5 protein-coding genes and 2 rRNA genes are annotated in these 20,059 nt (G+C 61.1%); 3 read left to right on the top strand and 4 right to left on the bottom strand.

The window, feature by feature from the left end:
• Positions 1 to 701: 701 nt before the first annotated feature.
• Positions 702 to 15,539, top strand: a complete 14,838-nt coding sequence (locus AC788_RS02090; protein ID WP_049858987.1) for a retention module-containing protein — start codon at positions 702 to 704, stop codon at positions 15,537 to 15,539.
• A 123-nt stretch (positions 15,540 to 15,662) separates the two neighbouring features.
• Complete coding sequence (locus AC788_RS02085; protein WP_049858986.1) at positions 15,663 to 16,001, top strand: hypothetical protein; 339 nt, start codon at positions 15,663 to 15,665, stop codon at positions 15,999 to 16,001.
• Positions 16,002 to 16,074: 73 nt separating this feature from the next.
• Here the strand turns inward: AC788_RS02085 and lapD are convergent, their stop codons facing one another.
• Together lapD and lapG are read right to left on the bottom strand one after the other, a co-directional pair.
• Positions 16,075 to 18,027, bottom strand: coding sequence for a cyclic di-GMP receptor LapD (gene lapD / locus AC788_RS02080; protein ID WP_049858985.1), 1,953 nt, complete (start codon positions 18,025 to 18,027; stop codon positions 16,075 to 16,077).
• An 11-nt stretch (positions 18,028 to 18,038) separates the two neighbouring features.
• Complete coding sequence (gene lapG / locus AC788_RS02075; protein ID WP_236690448.1) at positions 18,039 to 18,719, bottom strand: cysteine protease LapG; 681 nt, start codon at positions 18,717 to 18,719, stop codon at positions 18,039 to 18,041.
• A gap of 241 nt (positions 18,720 to 18,960) precedes the next feature.
• On the opposite strand from lapG, the gene AC788_RS02070 reads away from it, so the two are divergent.
• Positions 18,961 to 19,665 (top strand): GntR family transcriptional regulator, encoded by a 705-nt coding sequence (locus AC788_RS02070; protein ID WP_049858984.1) that lies wholly within the window; start codon positions 18,961 to 18,963, stop codon positions 19,663 to 19,665.
• A gap of 48 nt (positions 19,666 to 19,713) precedes the next feature.
• Here AC788_RS02070 and rrf (AC788_RS02065) read toward each other — a convergent pair.
• Both rrf (AC788_RS02065) and rrf (AC788_RS02060) read right to left on the bottom strand, forming a co-directional pair.
• A 5S ribosomal RNA gene (gene rrf, locus AC788_RS02065) occupies positions 19,714 to 19,829 on the bottom strand.
• A gap of 107 nt (positions 19,830 to 19,936) precedes the next feature.
• Positions 19,937 to 20,052 (bottom strand): 5S ribosomal RNA (gene rrf / locus AC788_RS02060).
• Positions 20,053 to 20,059 lie beyond the last annotated feature (7 nt).

The following is a 20,059-nucleotide window of genomic DNA, read 5'->3' as shown; positions in this document are numbered from 1 at the left end:
GATAGCCATGGGGTGTGTTTCATCGCTGATTCAATCCGACCGGGGTGAGCAGTCATTTCGCCAATCAACAGTCAGTGGCGATTTGGCACCCGTGCCCCGGTGAAAAAATTTCTTCAATCAACACAAGGAGTTAGCCTTTATAACTTGCACACCAACAATTTCGAACTTTCCGTTGTGATGTTTGTCCATCCACCCATGTTGTGTGACTGACATATAACGGTAAGCCTGAACTCGCCATTTTCGCACCGGCGACTCGTACGCCAAGCCCCAGGCCATTTACCGTTCATCCACGCTCCACGTACTGTGCAGCCCGCGCCTGGCAGGCTTTGTGCTACATCCGGCTTTCTTGCGACGCATCCATGGCGAGCCTTCCTGACGACATCTCCTGGATATTCCAGAAGCGACTTTTTTTGTCACATCAACCGGCGAAAAATGTCAGTCGTTGTCGTCTTGACGTCAATGAACTCACGCTGTTGAAGCGTTTTGCATACCTAAGAAATATCAATGTGACATTACACAATGGATTGTTTAGGATGGCGCCAAATAGGTCAATACATTGTCATAAAGTTCATTTTAGCGGATTTAAGACAATAGTTTGGCGTCAATATTACAACATACAATACGTACCGAATGCCCGTCGCCTTCACTGACGATGTTCAGGCACCGTACCAAACGAATCGTCACCCCGGAGAGTCACCCACATGAGCAGTGTTGTTGCCATCGTCAAAAGCATTGTTGGCCAAGTATTCGCAGTGTCCCCCGAGGGGATTCGCCGAGTGCTTATCGAAGGGGATCGGCTGTTCGCCGGGGAGCAGGTCGTTACGGGTGAAGCCGGTGCGGTCACGTTGGCGCTGGCCGATGGCCGCACCATCGACCTGGGACGCGACACTCAATGGAGTGCCAACACGCCCGACTCAATCGCCGATCTGAGCGCTGCCACGGCTCAGGCGGCCCCTTCGGTAGAAGAGTTGCAGCAGGCCATCGCGGCCGGCGCCGACCCTACCCAGGATCTGGAAGCCACGGCCGCAGGCCCGGGCGCGAACGACACAGGCGGTGAAGGCGGCGGTAGCCACAGCTTCGTACTGCTCAGCGAAACCGCAGGCGAAGTCGATCCCACCGTGGGCTACCCCACCGAAGGTCCGAACGCGGGTGCAGCGCAAAATACGCGCGAGATCGAAGGCGATACCAACCCGATCAACGCCGACACCGGTAACGACCCGGCCGTCCAGCGCACGGCCACACTGACCGTGACGGCAACGACCGCCATCACCGAAGCCGGCGGCGTGATCACCTACACCGCCACCGTGACCCAGGCACCTTCTGCCGACCTGACCGTCAACCTGTCCAATGGCCAATCGGTGCTCATTCCCGCCGGCCAAACCACAGGCGCCGTCAACGTCACCGTGCCGGACACCAACACGCCTTACATCGATCCGTCGCAGATCTCCGTAACCGTCACCGGCACCACCGGCGGTGGCGACCTGGCAGTCACCACCGATCCGACCCCGGCCGTCACCCGTGTCGACGACACAATCGACGTCACCACCGTGACCCTGACCGTGGGCAACAACCCCGTCACCGAAGGCACGACGATCACTTACACCGCCGTGCTCACCAATCCGGCGCAGACGCCGGTAACCGTGACCCTGTCAAACGGCTCCACCATTACCATCGCGGCTGGTCAGTCGTCGGGGTCGATCGACGTGGCCGCACCGGCCAACGACGTCTACAACAACCCGACTACCCTCAACACCACCATCACCGGCGCTACCGGTGGCAATTTCGAAAGCCTGGTGCCAAGCACAACGCCTGCGGTGGTCAACATCGTCGACTCGATCGACACGACGACCGTCGTGCTCACCGCGACCACGCCGGCCGGCGGCGCCGTCGAAAACGGCACCATTGTCTACACCGCTACCATTGGCGCACCTGTCACTGGTTCGCCAGTGGTTGTGACCTTGTCGAACAACCAAACCATCACCATCGGTGTAGGCGAAACCAGCGGCTCGGTTTCCTTCCCTCTGGGCAATGACGTCTACAACGGCGCCGCCACCGTCAGCACCGCGATCACCGGCGTAACCGGTGGCAACTACGAGCAGCTGAGCCCGAACACAACGCCGGTTGTGACGCCAGTTGGCGATAGCGTTGATGTCACCAACGTCGTGTTGACCGCTACTGTTCCAGCGGGCGGCGCTGTTGAGAATGGCACTATCGTTTACACCGCTACGGTAGGCGCGCCTGTTACCGGTTCCCCGGTTGTCGTGACTTTGTCGAACAACCAGACCATTACCATCGCAGTGGGCGAAACCAGCGGTACCGTTTCCTACACCCTGGGCAACGACGTCTACAACGGCGCCGCCACGGTCAGCACCGCGATCACCGGCGTAACCGGCGGCAACTACGAGCAACTCACCCCGAACACTACGCCGGTCGTGACGCCAGTTGGCGATAGCGTTGACGTGACCAATGTCGTGTTGACCGCTACCGTTCCAGCAGGCGGCGCCCTGGAAAACGGCACGATCCTCTATACGGCTACCGTTGGCGCACCTGTCACCGGCTCGCCGGTTGTCGTGACCCTGTCGAACAACCAGACCATCACCATCGCGGTCGGTGAAACCAGCGGTACCGTTTCCTACACCCTGGGCAACGACGTCTACAACGGCGCCGCCACCGTCAGCACCGCAATCACCGGCGTAACCGGCGGCAACTACGAGCAGCTGACCCCGAACACCACGCCGGTCGTGACCCCGGTTGGCGATAGCATCGACGTCACCAACGTTGTGCTGACCGCCACTGTCCCAGCGGGCGGCGCGCTGGAAAACGGCACCATCCTATACACGGCTACCGTTGGCGCCCCCGTCACTGGCTCGCCAGTCGTCGTGACTTTGTCGAACAACCAGACCATTACCATCGCAGTGGGCGAAACCAGCGGTACCGTTTCGTACACCCTCGGCAACGACGTCTACAACGGCGCCGCCCCCGTCAGCCCCGCAATCCCCGGCGTACCCGGCGGCAACTACGAGCAGCTGCCCCCGACCACCACGCCGGTCGTGCCCCCGGTTGGCGATAGCATCGACGTCCCCAACGTTGTGCTGACCGCCACTGTCCCAGCGGGCGGCGCGCTGGAAAACGGCACCATCCTATACACGGCTACCGTTGGCGCCCCCGTCACTGGCTCGCCAGTCGTCGTGACTTTGTCGAACAACCAGACCATTACCATCGCAGTGGGCGAAACCAGCGGTACCGTTTCGTACACCCTCGGCAACGACGTCTACAACGGCGCCGCCACCGTCAGCACCGCGATCACCGGCGTAACCGGTGGCAACTACGAGCAACTTACCCCGAACACAACGCCGGTTGTGACGCCGGTTGGTGATAGCGTTGATGTCACCAACGTCGTACTGACCGCTACCGTCCCAGCGGGCGGCGCTGTTGAAAATGGCACTATCGTTTACACCGCTACGGTAGGCGCGCCTGTCACCGGTTCCCCGGTTGTCGTGACTTTGTCGAACAACCAGACCATTACCATCGGTGTAGGCGAAACCAGCGGCTCGGTTTCCTACACCCTGGGCAACGACGTCTACAACGGCGCCGACACTGTCAGCACCGCGATCACCGGCGTAACCGGCGGCAACTACGAGCAGCTGACCCCGAACACCACGCCAGTCGTGACGCCAGTTGGCGATAGCGTTGATGTCACCAACGTTGTGCTGACCGCCACTGTCCCAGCGGGCGGCGCCCTGGAAAACGGCACCATCCTATACACGGCTACCGTTGGCGCACCTGTCACCGGCTCGCCGGTTGTCGTGACCCTGTCGAACAACCAGACCATCACCATCGCGGTCGGTGAAACCAGCGGTACCGTTTCCTACACCCTGGGCAATGACGTCTACAACGGCGCCGACACCGTCAGCACCGCGATCACCGGCGTAACCGGCGGCAACTACGAGCAGCTGACCCCGAACACAACGCCGGTCGTGACGCCAGTCGGCGATAGCGTTGATGTCACCAACGTCGTGTTGACCGCCACTGTCCCAGCGGGCGGCGCCCTCGAAAACGGCACCATCCTCTACACGGCTACCGTCGGCGCTCCAGTGACTGGTTCGCCGGTTGTCGTGACCCTGTCGAACAACCAGACCATCACCATCGCGGTCGGTGAAACCAGCGGTACCGTTTCTTACGCATTGGGCAATGACGTTTACATTGGTGCCAACACGGTCAGCACCGCCATCACCGGCGTAACCGGTGGCAACTACGAGCAGCTGACCCCGAACACCACTCCTGTGGTAACGCCAGTCAGCGATGTGATCGATGTCACCACCATCAGCCTCACCGGTGCTGCGTCGGTAACCGAAGGTGAATCGGCGAGCTACACGCTGACCCTGAGCAATCCAACCAACGTCGACACCCAGGTCACCCTGAATCTGAGCTACGGCGGCAGCGCTACACGTGCCGACTATCAGGGCACGGACACCATCACCGTGACCATCAAGGCGGGAGAAACCAGCGCCAACTTCCAGCTGCCCATCGTTGATGACGCCCTGGTCGAAGGCCGCGAGAATGTCGTGGTCACCATCGCCAACCCGACCGGCACCAACTTCGAGAGCCTGGTAGTCAACCCGCAGGCCGCCAGCGTCAATACCGTCATCATCGACAACGACGCGCCCGTGGTCGGCGACAACGACGGCGTGCCAGGCAACAAACTGACCGGTACCGAAGACACCGTACTGGCACTGGACTGGGCCTCGTTCAACATCGAGCCAACCGCCAACCCCAACCTCGACCTGGGGATCAAGTTCACCAGCCTGCCGGCGAACGGCTCGCTGCAATACAACGATGGCTCGGGCTGGAGAGACCTGACCCAGGCCGATCTGGGCACCACGTTCAGCAAGGCTCAAATCGACGCAGGCACACTGCGCTTCGTGCCGGTGGCCGATGAGTCGGGCAGCGATGCCTACAACAACGGCGGCACGGGCGACCAGCGCAGCGATTACGCCAACTTCACCTTCACCCCGACGGTCGATGCCCTGGTGGGCAAGCCGGGTACCGTGGTCATCGACATCAAGCCGGTGGCTGACGTCCCCGTGCTGTCTGTGGCCCAGACCATCTCCGGCCTGATCAAGTACACCTACACCGACCTGCAAGGCCTTGGCACCAATGGTGAAGGCGCTGATCCTGCATTGATCAAGTCCACCATCGAAGCCGCAGGCAGCCGTCCGGGCGTCGTCATCTCCGATGTCGGTGACTCGAACGTGGTGCAGGGCACCGGTACCAAAGTCACCGGCCTGATCTTCCTCGAAGCTGGCAAGACCTACACCTTCAGCGGCAAGGCCGACGACGGTCTATTGATCAACGTTGGCGGCAAGGATCTGGATGGCGCGCACTGGGGCGCTGGCATCGACCCGACCTCGGGCGACTACACCGGCAGCATCACGCCGACCGAAACCGGCTACTACAGCATCGACCTGTATCACTACAACCAGAACGGCCCAGGCTTCTACAACCTGAACCTCTCGGTGGACCAGGGTCCAGCGACGTCGATCGGTGCGAGCGGCGTGCCGCTCTACAGTGATATCAGCGAAGTCATCAACCAGGGCATCGATGTCGTCCCGCACGTCGACGCCAATGGCGACGGCTACTACGCCGGCTACGAACTGAACCACGGTGCCGAAGACACCGCGATCCAACTGAGCACCATCGCCGTCTCGTTCGGCGATACCCGCGACGGCTCCGAACTGCATGTGCTGCAGATCAGCGGTATTCCGGTGGGTGCAGTGCTGCGTGATGGCGCCAACCACGTTTATGTGTCCGAGGCTGGCGGCACCGGCACGGCTGATATCACCGGCTGGAACCTCAGCACCCTGACCTTCACGCCACCGACCGACTTCAACGGCACCGTGGCGCTGACCGTTACCGCAACGGCCACCGAAAAAGCCGATCTGGCCAACCCAGCTTCGGTCAGCCAGCAGTTGAACATCATCGTCGACCCGGTCACCGACGTGACCAACGTGGTTCTCACCGCCGAAGTCCCAGCGGGCGGCGCAGTCGAGAACGGTACCATCGTCTACACCGCCACGGTCGATTCGCCAGTGACCGGCGCGCCAGTGGTCGTCAGCCTGTCGAACAACCAGGTCATCACCATTCCCGTGGGTCAAACATCGGGCTCGGTGACTTACGTCATTGGCAACGACGTGTATAAAGGCGCAGACACCGTCAGCACAGGCATCACCGGCGTAAGCGGTGGCAACTACGAACAGTTGACTCCGAACACCACGCCAGTCGTCACTCCAGTTGGCGACAGCATCGATGTCACCAGCGTCGTACTGACCGCCACCGTTCCTGCAGGCGGCGTCGCTGAAAACGGCACCATCGTCTACACCGCCACTGTCGGCGCACCGGTCACCGGCTCGCCAGTTGTCGTGACCCTGTCGAACACCCAGACCATCACCATTTCCGTCGGTCAGACGTCGGGCTCGGTGTCCTATGTCGTTGGCAACGATGTGTACAAAGGTGCCGACAACGTCAGCACTGGCATCACCGGCGTAAGCGGTGGCAACTACGAGCAATTGACGCCGAACACCACGCCAGTCGTGACCCCGGTCAGTGACAGCAACGACGTTACCAACGTGGTACTGACTGCCGCTGTTCCAGCGGGCGGGGCCGTTGAAAACGGCACCATCGTCTATACCGCCACCGTTGGCGCACCGGTCACCGGCTCGCCGGTTGTAGTGACCCTGTCGAACAACCAGACCATCACCATCGGTGTGGGAGAAACCAGCGGTACCGTCTCCTACACCCTGGGTAACGACGTCTACAACGGCGCCAACCCTGTCAGCACGGCCATCACCGGCGTAACCGGTGGCAACTACGAGCAGCTGACTCCGAACACCACGCCGGTCGTAACGCCGGTTGGCGATAGCACCGACATCACAAACGTCGTACTGACCGCTACCGTCCCAGCGGGCGGCGCCCTGGAAAACGGCACCATTGTCTATACCGCGACCGTCGGCGCACCTGTCACCGGCTCCCCGGTTGTCGTGACCCTGTCCAACAACCAGACCATCACCATCGGTGTGGGCGAAACCAGTGGCACTGTTTCCTACACCTTGGGCAATGACGTCTACACCGGCGCCGCCACCGTCAGCACAGCCATCACTGGTGTAACCGGTGGCAACTATGAACAGCTGACTCCGAACACCACGCCAATCGTGACCCAGGTCGGCGATGTGACCGATGTCACCACCATCAGCCTCAGCGGCGCTGTGTCGGTAACCGAAGGTGAGTCTGCGAGCTACACGCTGACCCTGAGCAATCCGACCAATGTCGATACGCAGGTCACCCTGAACCTGAGCTACGGTGGCAGTGCGACAGGTGCCGACTATCGGGGCACGGACACCATCACCGTGACCATCAAGGCGGGAGAAACCAGCGCCAACTTCCAACTGCCCATCCTCGATGACGCCCTGGTCGAAGGTCGCGAGAACGTCGTGGTCACCATCGCCAATCCGACCGGCACCAACTTCGAGAGCCTGGTAGTCAACCCGCAGGCCGCCAGCGTCAACACTGTCATCATCGACAACGATGCTCCGGTGGTGGGCGACAACGGCGGCGTGCCAGGCAACAAACTGACCGGTACCGAAGACACCGCACTGGCACTGAACTGGGCGTCGTTCAACATTGAGCCAACCGCCAACCCCAACCTCGACCTGGGCATCAAGTTCACCAGCCTGCCGGCTAACGGCAACCTGCAGTTCAACGACGGCAGCGGCTGGAAAAACCTGACCCAAGCGGATCTGGGCACCACGTTCAGCAAAGCCGACATCGATGCCGGCAAGCTGCAGTTCGTCCCAGTGGCCGACGAGTCGGGCAGCGATGCCTACAAAAACGCCGGTACCGGTGACCAGCACAGCGACTACGCCAGCTTCACCTTCACCCCCACGGTCGACGCGCTGGTGGGCAAACCCGGCACCGTGACCATCGACATCAAACCGGTGGCTGACGCACCGATCCTGAGCCTGACACCGGACTACGTCGTTCCGACCGGTCTGATCAAGTACACCTACACCGGCCTGCAAGGCTTGGGCAACAATGGCGAAGGCGCTGACCCTGCACTGATAAAGTCCACCATCGAAGCCGCCAACCGGCCTCAGGGCGTGGTCGTTGCCGATGTGGGTGACACCAATGTCGTACAGGGCACCTCTACCAAAGTCACCGGCCTGATCTTCCTCGAAGCCGGCAAGACCTACACCTTCACCGGCAAGGCCGACGACGGTCTGCTGATCAACGTTGGCGGCAAGGATTTGAGCACCGCCCACTGGGGCGCTGGTGTCGATCCCACTTCAGGTGACTTCAGCGGCACCTTCAAGCCGACTGAAACCGGCTACTACAGCCTGGATCTGTACCATCACAACCAGAACGGGCCGGGCTTCTACGGCCTGAACCTGTCGGTCGACCAAGGCCCCGTGACTCCGATCGGCCAGAGCGGAGCGCTGCTGTACACCGACATCGCCGACCTGGTGAACCAAGGCATCAAGGTTACCCCGCACGTCGATGGCAATGGTGATGGTTACTACGCCGGCTACGAACTGAACCACGGCGCCGAAGACACTGCGATCCAGCTGAGCACCATCAACGTCACCTTCGGCGACACGCGTGATGGTTCCGAACTGCACGTGCTGCAGATCAGCGGTATCCCGGCAGGCGCAGAGCTGCGTGACGGCGCTGGTCATAGCTACGTTTCTACAGCCGGTGGCACCGGCACGGCCGATATCACCACGTGGGATCTGAAAACCCTGACCATCACGCCGCCGACCGATTTCAACGGCACGCTGGCGCTGACCGTCACGGCCACCGCCACCGAGAGCGCTGACTTGGCCAACCCGGCTTCGGTCAGCCAGCAGCTGAACGTCATCGTCGACCCGGTTACCGACGTGACCAATGTCGTGCTCACAGCACAAACGCCACCAGGCGGCGTGCTGGAAAACGGCACCATCGTCTACACCGCGACGGTGGGTAATCCGGTGACTGGCACACCGGTCGTCGTCAAGCTCTCGAACGACCAAGTCATCACCATTCCGGTAGGTGAGACGTCGGGCTCGGTGTCCTACGTCGTCGGCAACGACGTGTACAAAGGCGCCGACAGCGTCAGCACCGCCATCACTGGCGTGACCGGTGGCAACTACGAGCAACTGGCTCCAAACACCACCCCGGTCGTGACCCAGGTCAGCGACAGCAACGACGTCACCAACGTCGTACTGACCGCACAAACGCCAGCAGGCGGCGTGGCTGAAAACGGCACCATCGTCTACACCGCCACCGTCGGCGCACCTGTAACCATCTCGCCGGTGGTCGTGACCCTGTCGAACAACCAGACCATCACCATTCCGGTAGGTCAGACGTCGGGCACTGTGTCCTACGTCGTCGGCAACGACGTGTACAAAGGCGCTGACAGTGTCAGCACCGCCATCACCGGCGTAACCGGTGGCAACTACGAGCAACTGGCCCCGAACACCACCCCGGTCGTGACCCAGGTCAGCGACAGCAACGACATCACCAATGTCGTACTGACCGCACAAACGCCAGCAGGCGGCGTGGCTGAGAACGGCACCATCGTCTACACCGCCACCGTCGGCGCACCTGTCACTGAATCGCCAGTGGTCGTGACCCTGTCGAACAACCAGACCATCACCATTCCGGTAGGTCAGACGTCGGGCACTGTGTCCTACGTCGTCGGCAACGACGTGTACAAAGGCGCTGACAGTGTCAGCACCGCCATCACTGGCGTGACCGGTGGCAACTACGAGCAACTGGCTCCAAACACCACCCCGGTCGTGACCCAGGTCAGCGATGTGATCGATGTCACCACCATCAGCCTCAGCGGCGCTGCGTCGGTGACCGAAGGTGAATCTGCGAACTACACGTTGACCCTGAGCAATCCGACCAATGTCGATACGAAGGTCACCCTGAACCTGAACTACGGTGGCAGCGCGACAGGTGCCGACTATCGGGGCACGGACACCATCACCGTGACCATCAAGGCGGGGGAAACCAGCGCCAACTTCCAACTGCCCATCGTCGATGACGCCCTGGTCGAAGGCCGCGAGAACGTCGTAGTCACCATCGCCAATCCAACCGGCAGCAACTTTGAAAGCCTGGTGGTCAACCCGCAGGCCGCCAGTGTCAACACCGTCATCATCGACAACGATGCGCCGGTGGTGGGCGACAATGGCGACAACAAGGGCGTGGCTGGCAACAAGCTCAGCGGCACCGAAGACAATGCCGTGGCCTTGGACTGGGCTTCGTTCAACGTCCAGCCAACTGCCAACCCCACCCTCGACCTGGGCATCAAGTTCACCAGCCTGCCGGCGAACGGGAACCTGCAGTTCAACGACGGCAGCGGTTGGAAAAACCTCACCCAAGCAGATCTGGGCACTACCTTCAGCAAAGCCGACATCGATGCCGGCAAGCTGCAGTTCGTCCCAGTAGCCGACGAGTCGGGTAGCGATGCCTATAAAAACGCCGGTACCGGTGACCAGCACAGCGACTACGCCAGCTTCACCTTCACCCCGACGGTCGATGCGCTGGTGGGCAAGCCTGGCACGGTCACCATCGATATCAAGCCGGTAGCCGATGCCCCGATCCTGAGCCTGACACCGGACTACGTCGTTCCGACCGGTCTGATCAAGTACACCTACACGGGTCTGAAAGGTCTGGGCACCAATGGTGAAGGCGCTGATCCAGCACTGATCAAGTCCACCATCGAAGCCGCCAACCGGCCTCAGGGCGTGGTCATCTCCAATGTGGGTGACACCAGTGTCGTCCAAGGCACCGGTACCAAGGTCACCGGCCTGATCTTCCTCGAAGCTGGCAAGACCTACACCTTCAGCGGCAAGGCCGACGACGGTCTGCTATTCAACGTCGGCGGCAAGGACTTGGCCACTGCGCATTGGGGACCAGGCTCTTCCCCTAACGCGGGTGTTTTCAGCGGCACCTTCAAGCCCACGGAAACCGGCTATTACAGCCTCGACCTGTATCACCACAACCAGAATGGGCCCGGTAACTACACCCTGAACCTGTCGGTCGACCAAGGCCCAGCCACTGCGATCGGTAAGAGCGGAGCGCTGCTGTACACCGACATCGCCGACCTGGTGAACCAAGGTATCAAGGTCACTCCGCACGTCGACGGCAACGGCGATGGTTACTACGCCGGTTACGAACTGAACCACGGTGCCGAAAACACCGCGATCCAGTTGAGCACTATCAACGTCACCTTCGGCGACACCCGTGATGGCTCCGAACTGCACGTGTTGCAGATCAGCGGTATCCCAGCAGGTGCAGAGCTGCGTGATGGCGCCGGCCATAGCTACGTTTCCACGGCTGGTGGCACCGGCACGGCCGATATCACCAAATGGGATCTGAAAACCCTGACCATCACGCCGCCGACCGATTTCAACGGCACGCTGGCGCTGACCGTCAAGGCCACCGCCACCGAGAACGCTGACCCGGCCAACCCTGCGTCGGTCACCCAGAAGCTCAACGTCATCGTCGACGCCGTGAACGACGCGCCCGTGGTCGCCATGGATGAACGTGTGGTCTTCAACGAAGGCTCCGCACAAGCTGTCCATCTGGTCACAGGCCTGAGCATCAGCGACAAGGACAACACCGTTGGCGATCAACTGCAAAGCGCGAAGATCGTCATCCACAACACCATGGCCGGTGACACCTTGAGCTCGGCCTTCGCAACCGGCAACGGCACCACCACTCAAGGCATTGCCTACAAGGTCGCAGGCGTGGGCAGCGATGGCACCATGACCATCACTCTGGAAGGTGCCGCAAGTCGTGCTACCTATCAGGACGTGATCAGTTCGATCATGTTCAAGGCAACCGGCGAGCATCCGGAAAGCACCGTGCGCCAAGTTTCGGTCGAAGTGACCGATACCGGCGTGCAGGGCAATGGTGCAAACGCTGCGACCTCGGTCGTGGCCAACAGCGTGATGATGGTCAAGCCCGCCGTGGTCGTGACTCTGTCGGCCGACCCGCAGACCTTCGAAGGCGGTGTGATCAAGTACACCGCCACCCTGACGGACCTGCACGGCAATGCCGTCAACGCTCAGGACACCATTCGGGTCGACATCGGCAACGGCGCGAACATCAGCATCGCCAAGGGCGCCTCGGCAAGCTCGACCACTGTCGATGCGCCAGCGGACGACGTGTACAAGGACGCCGATTCGGTCAGCCGTACCATCCAGAACGTGAGCGGTGGCGGCAACGTCACGCTGATGCCGAGCACCACGCCGGTCAATGTGCTGGTCAACGACACCATCGACGCTACCAAGGTCAGCTTGAGCGCCACATCGGCAGTCAACGACGGCGGCGTCATCACCTACACTGCCACCCTCGACCACGCGGCCGACAAGGCCGTGAAGCTGCTGCTGTCGAACGGTCAGACCATCGACATCGCGGCCAAGGCTACACAAGGTTCCGTTAATTACACGGTGGCCAACGATGCTTCGCGTGCCGGTATGATCACGGTCGCCGTCACCGGTATCGCCAACGCCGCCGATGGCAAGCCGATCGATGGCAACTTCGAAAAACTGCTGTACCAGGATGCATCGGCCAGCACCACTGTGACCGGTCCACAGACCACCATCGGTATCACCGGTGCCGAGCGGATCATCGAAGGCCAGTCGGCCATCTACACGCTGACCCTCAGCCACGAGACCAAGAGCCCGGTCACCGTCACCCTGAGCTATTCGGGCAAGGCGGCCAATGGTGCCGACTTCCAGGGCCAGACCACCGTGGTCATCAACGCCGACAAGTCGTCTGCGACCTTCCCCATCAGCGCCCTGAGCGATCAGTTGCGTGAGGGGACCGAACAACTGGTCGTGACCATCGACTCGGTCACCGGTGGCAACTTCCAGAGCCTGACGCCAGACCCGGCCCACGCCAGTGTTGCCATTAACATCATCGACAACACCCTGGTGGCCGACACCGCCACGGTCGATGAAGGCGCCACCCTGAACGGCAACGTGCTGACCAATGATCGCGACGGTGACAACAGCCTGACCGTGGCCAAGTTCACCGTCGGCGGCACCAGCTATGCCATGGACGCCAACGGCCATGCCTCGGCGCCGGTCACCGCCACCGTGGGCAACCAGTCGGTGACGGTCGGCAATCTGACCATCGCCGCCGATGGCAGCTACACCTACACGCCGGCCAAGGGTTACGAGCACTGGAGCGGCACCGTGCCAACGGTCAGCTACACCACCAATACCGGTGCGGTCAGTACCCTGGACATCACCGTGGCGCCAGTCAGCGATACGCCGCTGCTGAGCGTTGCCAACCCAACTTCGTGGACACTGTCCGGCGACGCCAACACCGTCACCAGTGGCCAGGTCAGCCAGTTGGGCGAAGCGTGGAAGACCCACAACGCCAACAACTACATCGAGGTCAATCCGTACAGCGTCTACAACGGCACCTCCAGCAGCACCAAGGTGATCGAGCTGGAAAGCAACGTGGGCGACGCCAGCGACCTCTACACTGTCGTGGCCAACGCCAAGGCCGGTTCGCTGTACACCCTGGACTTCGACTACTCGCCACGCAAAGGGCATGAAGGCGATTCCGACATCAAGGTCATGTGGGGCGACAAGGTGGTCGCCGTGATCAACGGCACCACCGTTGGCATGGTGCACTACAGCCTGCAATTACCGGTGGACAGCACCGCCAGCAAGACCTTGACCTTCGCTTCGGTGGACAAGAACTCGTTCGGCGGCCTGCTGGACAACATCACGCTGTCCACCACCGGCAACACCGGTGTGGCTGGCAAGGCGATCGCGCTGTCCGAGATCACTTCGCAGCTGGTCGACCGTGACGGTTCCGAAACCCTGACCACGACCATTTCCAACATCCAGGCCGGTGCCACCCTCAGTGACGGCACACACAGCTTCACGGCCAGCAGCACTGCACAGGTCGCGGACGTCAGCGACTGGAACCTGTCCACCCTGACCCTGACCACCGCGGCCAATGCGCCTGCCGGTGACATCAATCTGAAGGTCAACGCCAGCGCCAAGGACGGTACTGCCGTCGCTGCAGCGGCTGCTGAACAGACCCTGACCGTGCACGTGGTGGAGGCCAAACAGAGCTACAGCGCAATCACCGGCAACGCCGGCACCGAGACGCTGGACGGCACCACCGGCCGCGACATCATCGTCGGCGACGTGACACCGACCCAGACGCAGAACGGCGCCAGCTACAACATCGCCTACATCCTGGATCGCTCCGGCAGCATGAAGGACACCCTGGCCAGCGCGAAGGATTCGGTCGCGAACGCGGTCCAGCAGCTCTCGCAGAACCTGGGGGGCGGCACCGTCAAGGTGACCATCGTCGACTTCGGTACCGACGCCAAACAAGGCGCCACGCTGACGCTGACGCCGAACATGTCGCTGGACGCGATCAAAGCCGGCCTGGGTCTCAACGCCCTCACTGCCACCGGTGGTACCAACTACGAATCCGCGTTCTACAAAGCCGCGACCTGGTTCAACGGGACCGAAGCGACCAGCAACACCGGTGCCGTGAAGCTCAGCTACCTGATCACCGACGGCGAGCCCACCTACTACCTGGACACGGCCGGTAATCGTCAAGGCGATGGTCGCACCACCAACAGCGCCGTCGTCGAGGGTTCTGCCGAAGGATTCGCAGCCCTGGCCAAAGTATCGACCGTGGAGGCGATCGGGGTTGGTAACAACTCCAACAGCGCCACCGTGGCCACCTTGCAGAAGTTCGACAGCGATGGCGAAGTGCAGACCAAGATCGATGTCAGCAATATCGCTGCCGCACTGAAGAACAGCATCATCACCGCCGGTGGCGACACCATCAACGGCGGCGAAGGCCACGACATCCTGTTCGGCGACACCATCTCGTTCACCAAGGCGGGCGTGACTACCGAGGGTACGGCAGCCCTGACCGAGTACGTGAAATCGGTCACCAACGCAAGCTCCGTCACCTCCGAGCAGGTACACGACTACATCACCAAGCACGCCAGCGATTTCAACGTCGGGCCTGCCAGCTCCGAGGGCCAGGCCGGTCTGTTCACCGTCGCCAAGGGGGGCAACGACTTCCTCAACGGCGGTGATGGCGACGACATCATCTACGGCCAGCGTGGCGATGACACCCTGCGTGGCGGTGCCGGCAACGACGTGCTCTTCGGTGGTGCCGGCAAGGATACGTTCGTGTGGAAAAGCGGTGACGTGGGTACCGACACCATCAAGGACTTCAGCCATGCCGAAGGCGACAAACTGGATCTGTCCGACCTGTTGCCATCGGATGCCGAAACCAACCTGGCGAACTACCTGAAGCTGAGCACCGACACGGCCGGCAACTCGACCCTGCAGATCAGCACCAAAGGTGGCATGACGTCGGCTTCGGCCACCGTCACGCCGGATGTCACCATCAAGGTCGACAATGCGCACTGGGGCAGCGGTACCGATGCCATCAAGTCGCTGATCTCCGGTGGCGACCTGCTGGTCAAGCACCACGATTGATGCCATCGGCAGCTGGCCCCGACGGGTCGGCTGCCGTCAGCATCCATAGTGTCGGAATCCGTGTAATCTCTGCCGAGGCTGCATTGCAGTCTCGGCAGGTTTTTTTTCGATTGGAGCGCTTCGATGTTCTATGTACAACGCGATCGACAAGGTGCATTGATCCGTGTGGAGGCGGCACCCTATGCCGAAGCCACGGAAACCCTGCCGGCCGATCACCACGAGATCCAGGCGTGGTATGCCAACGATGTGGTCGAAACCAGCCTGAAACAGCTCAAGCAGAGCGATCTGGACATGATCCGGGTACTCGACGACCTGATCCAGGTACTGACCAGCAAAGGCATCATTCGCGTAACCGATCTGCCAGCGGCGGCCCAGGCCAAGCTCAAGGATCGTTCCAGCGCGCGGGTGGCGTTGGGCGGTTTGAACCAACTGATCAACGACGACGAAACCGGCCTGATCTGAAGCCTTCGCACCTCTTCACCACCGCGCCTGCAGAGGCACGGTCAGAAGCTGGACGAAGGCCTGTGCGGCAGACCTAGCCTGCCTGCCAGGGCCGTGGCTCGCCCACGAGCTGACCCTGTACGCCGGCAATCCCCATCTCGCGAATCACCTGCAACTCCCCTTCCGTCTCGACCCGCTCGGCAATCAGCGGCAAGTCGATGCTGTGCGCCGCCCGCTGAATGGCCTCGATGAACAGCCGCTTGTGGCTCTCCTGATCGATGGCGCGAATGTAGCTGCCGTCGATCTTCAGGTAGCCAAGGCCCAAATGGGCCAGGTTGCCGATCATGCTGAAACGCCCGCCAAAGCGCTGCAGGCTCAGGCTATAGCCCAGGCTGCGCAGACGTCGCGTGAACTGCTCCAGCACGCTCTGCTCGGGGATCTGCTCCTCGCCGATTTCCAGGATCAGACGCGGGCCCAAGGACGGATACTGCGCCAGTCTTTCGAACAGCGCTTCCAACGCCTGCGGATCACTCAAGGTCGCCGCAGACAGGTTCAAGGCGAGCGTGGCGTCGTGCTTGCGCAAATGCTCCAGCACCAGCTCCAGCATCAGCCGATCCAACCGCGCGGACCAGCCGAAACGCTCCAGCCACGGCAGAAACCGTCCCGCTGCCACAGCCTGACCCTGCTCGTCGATCAGCCGTGATAGCACCTTGTGGTGAAGCACCTGCTGGGTGTCCGCGCTACTCACCACCGGTTGGAAGTACAGCTGGAAGCGGCGCTGGCTCAGAGCTTCATCGAGCAGGGTATGCCAGGCGTGGTGATCATTTTCCACCGTCGCCAGAGCCCGGTGCTCCAGACACACCCAGCAACTGTCCCCTGGCCCCTCGGCTTGCGCCAGGGCTTCGTCCGCCAGCTTGAGCAAGGCGTGCGGGTCATCACCCGGGGTGTACGGTGCCAGCCCCAGATGGGCCACTGGCAGCAGATCGGTGGCGCCGGTCTGGGCCAGGCTGCGCAGGTTCGCATCGAGCGCCTGTGCGAGCTGCTGGGCCTCCTCGCGCACCATGCCCGGTGCCAGTATGGAAAACTCGCCACCACGGCTGCGGGTGATCAGGTTCTGCGTCTCGGGATAACCTGCACAGGTGCGAACCAACTGCTGACTCACCGCCTGCAGCAACTGGTCGGTCCGCTGCCCACCCAGACGTTGGTTGAGGCCTGCCAGATCGTTGATACGCAACAGCACCAGATACCCGGCGCTGGCCTCTTCCAGATTGCTGACGCGGGTGTGCAACTGCATCTCGAAGTAGCGTCGGTTGGCCAGTCCGGTCAGGCTGTCCTGGTACGACTCGATACGCAGCCTCTCACTGCGTACGGTTTGCTCGTGAAACAGCGCCTTGAGCTTTTCCACCATCTGGTTCATGGCCTGCACCACGCGTCGCAGCTCGGGAGTGCGGGGCAGATCGGGCAGGCTGAGGAACTCCCGGCGGGCAATGGCGTGCGACTGCTCGACCATATAGTCCAGCGGTTTGAGTTGGCGACGCAGCAGCAGTGCGCCCAACGCGGCACTCACAGCACCGCACAGCAACAACCAGCCCAGACTGCCCAATGCGCCCTGCCACAGCTTGGCCACAGCGAACATGGGGTGGCTTACCACCTCCACCCGAGCCGCCTGCTCCCAGCCACGGCTGACGATTGCGTCACCACCCGCCGGGGCCAGATTGATCATCTTCACGAACCAGGCCGGCACACCACTGCCATCCGGCTCTGCGGCTCGCTCGACGATGACGCTGTCATCCGCCAGATTGACCACACGAATGCTGGCGTAATAACCGCTGTCGAAGATCGAGCTGACCATCAGTTCGACCATCGCCGGGTCATCGATGTTGGGCGTGAGCGACAACGCCAGCGCCGTAGCCGCATCCTGGGCGTGCGAGCGCAGCTGATTGACGTACTGAGTGCGCGAGCTTTCAAGGCTGACCATGAAGCTGCCAGTGAAAGCCACCACCAGAAACAGACATATCGCGATCAACAGCTGTTTGAACAGAGACATCGTTGCTCCACTTAATGATCCGGGCTTTCCGGAAAGCCTTCTGCGGCCATTTTCTTCAGCACGTCCTGCCAACGCGACAGGCGTTTGGTATCCCCTACCTTCCTGTTGCCGCCCGCGCCGGTGAGCCACAACCCCTCACCGTTGAAGGCATACACAGGCAGCAGGTCCTGACGCTGGCTGGCAGGCAGGATAGGGTCCATCAGGCTGTCCAGTACCAGTGGCATGGCAGTCGGTGTGGCGTAATAGGTGAGTACCATGTGCGCGCGGTTCTGTCGCAAGGCCTTGACGTAGGTGATGCGCAGCTTGTCGGCAGCGACGCCCAGATGACGCAGGCTGAAATACTTGGCGATCGCATAGTCCTCGCAGTCGCCAGCGCCCTTGAGCAGCGACTGCACCGGCGTTGCCCAGTAATCCACCTCATGCCACAGATCGAGGTCCTCCCGATACCGCAGCTGATGATTGAAGAACTGGTTCACCACTTCCAACTGCTCGCTTTCGCTCAGTGGCTTTTGGGTGGCCAGCAATCGTTGCCACGCATCGATACGCTGCGCGCCCTCACCCAAGGGTCCATACAAACTCTCGGCACGGCGACTGATCTGGTTGAAATCCCAATCGGCACGAAGCCCACCCAGCAAGGTACCCGCCAGGGCCAAGGCAATCGCGAGACAGCGCACCGTCTGTAGGTACTTCAACCGTGTAACCAACGTGTTCGATCCGCCGGGGACGCATTGCAGCCCACCATGGTGCGGGGGCGCTGAATAAAAAACAATGGCACGATGAAATCACTTTCGCGAGGTTCTGGGCAGTCTTTTCGTCGCCACATCGTTGCCCTTCGTCTGGCTGCCGGCTTCCCAGACGGTTATTCAAAAGCGCCGCCTTTCAATGTGTAACTGGTTGCGTCAGGATGTCGCAAAATAACAGAGGCTGTTTGGCGTGACTGAAAAAACCACTGTGCTGGCCAGCATTCTGGGCAGTGAACAGGTGCCTGCGCATCTGGCGCGCTCGGTGATCGAAGAAAAGGTTCGTGCAGCGATCTACGATGGACGCCTGCCCTGCGGCATGGCCATCCGGCAGCAGGAACTGGCTACACTGTTCGGCGTCAGCCGTATGCCGGTGCGCGAAGCCTTGCGTCAGCTTGAGGCACAGGGTCTATTGAAGGTCGTGCATCACAAAGGCGCTGTGGTGGCTCCACTGGTCAATCATGACTCAGTGGAAACCTATGCCTTGCGCATGCTGCTGGAATGCGAGGCCCTGCGCCTGTCGATTCCGTTTCTGGAGCAATCCGACTTTGCTTATGCCCAGGACTGTATCGAACGCCTGGAGCTAACTGGCGACTACGTTGAGATCAGTCAACTCAACCGCGCCTTCCACTACACGCTGTACAAACGCGCTGACAATCGCCGGCTGTTGCAGTTGGTAGACGAGGGGTTGATTGAAGAGGAGCGCTTCCTGCGCTTCAACCTGGAAGCCATGGGTTTGCGCAAATTGGCACAGGATGACCATCGACAGCTGATCGAAGCTGCTCGGCAACGTGATATCCCTCTTGCAACCCAGTTGCTGCGAGAGCATCTGCAACGCGGCGTCGATGCCATTACCCGCTATCTGGCGAATGCCCAAGCGCAGGATCAGCAAGGCTGAAAAGCAAAAACCCCTGTCTGCGTCAGCAGACAGGGGTTTTTTATTCAATCTTGACGATGACCTACTCTCACATGGGGAAACCCCACACTACCATCGGCGATGCATCGTTTCACTACTGAGTTCGGGATGGGATCAGGTGGTTCCAATGCTCTATGGTCGTCAAGAAATTCCGTGTGCCGGGCTGGCATGGCCAGCCTCAGCGAAATATTGGGACTTCTACTTATAGACAAAACCCCTACCTGCTTGCGCAGATAGGGGTTTCGGAACTGAATCTTGACGATGACCTACTCTCACATGGGGAAACCCCACACTACCATCGGCGATGCATCGTTTCACTGCTGAGTTCGGGATGGGATCAGGTGGTTCCAATGCTCTATGGTCGTCAAGAAATTCT

Origin of the sequence: Pseudomonas sp. RIT-PI-a (genome assembly GCF_001187875.1) — a bacterium.
Lineage (GTDB): Bacteria > Pseudomonadota > Gammaproteobacteria > Pseudomonadales > Pseudomonadaceae > Aquipseudomonas > Aquipseudomonas coleopterorum.
The sequence above is the reverse complement of the archived record's forward strand: the minus strand, read 5'-3'. Positions and strand labels throughout refer to the sequence as shown.

What these genes read in the sequence shown, in the direction of transcription:
- AC788_RS02090 (WP_049858987.1), top strand. Translation starts at nt 702, where the DNA reads ATGAGCAGTGTTGTTGCCATCGTCAAAAGCATTGTTGGCCAAGTATTC.
- AC788_RS02085 (WP_049858986.1), top strand. Translation starts at nt 15,663, where the DNA reads ATGTTCTATGTACAACGCGATCGACAAGGTGCATTGATCCGTGTGGAG.
- lapD (WP_049858985.1), bottom strand. Translation starts at nt 18,027, where the DNA reads ATGTCTCTGTTCAAACAGCTGTTGATCGCGATATGTCTGTTTCTGGTG.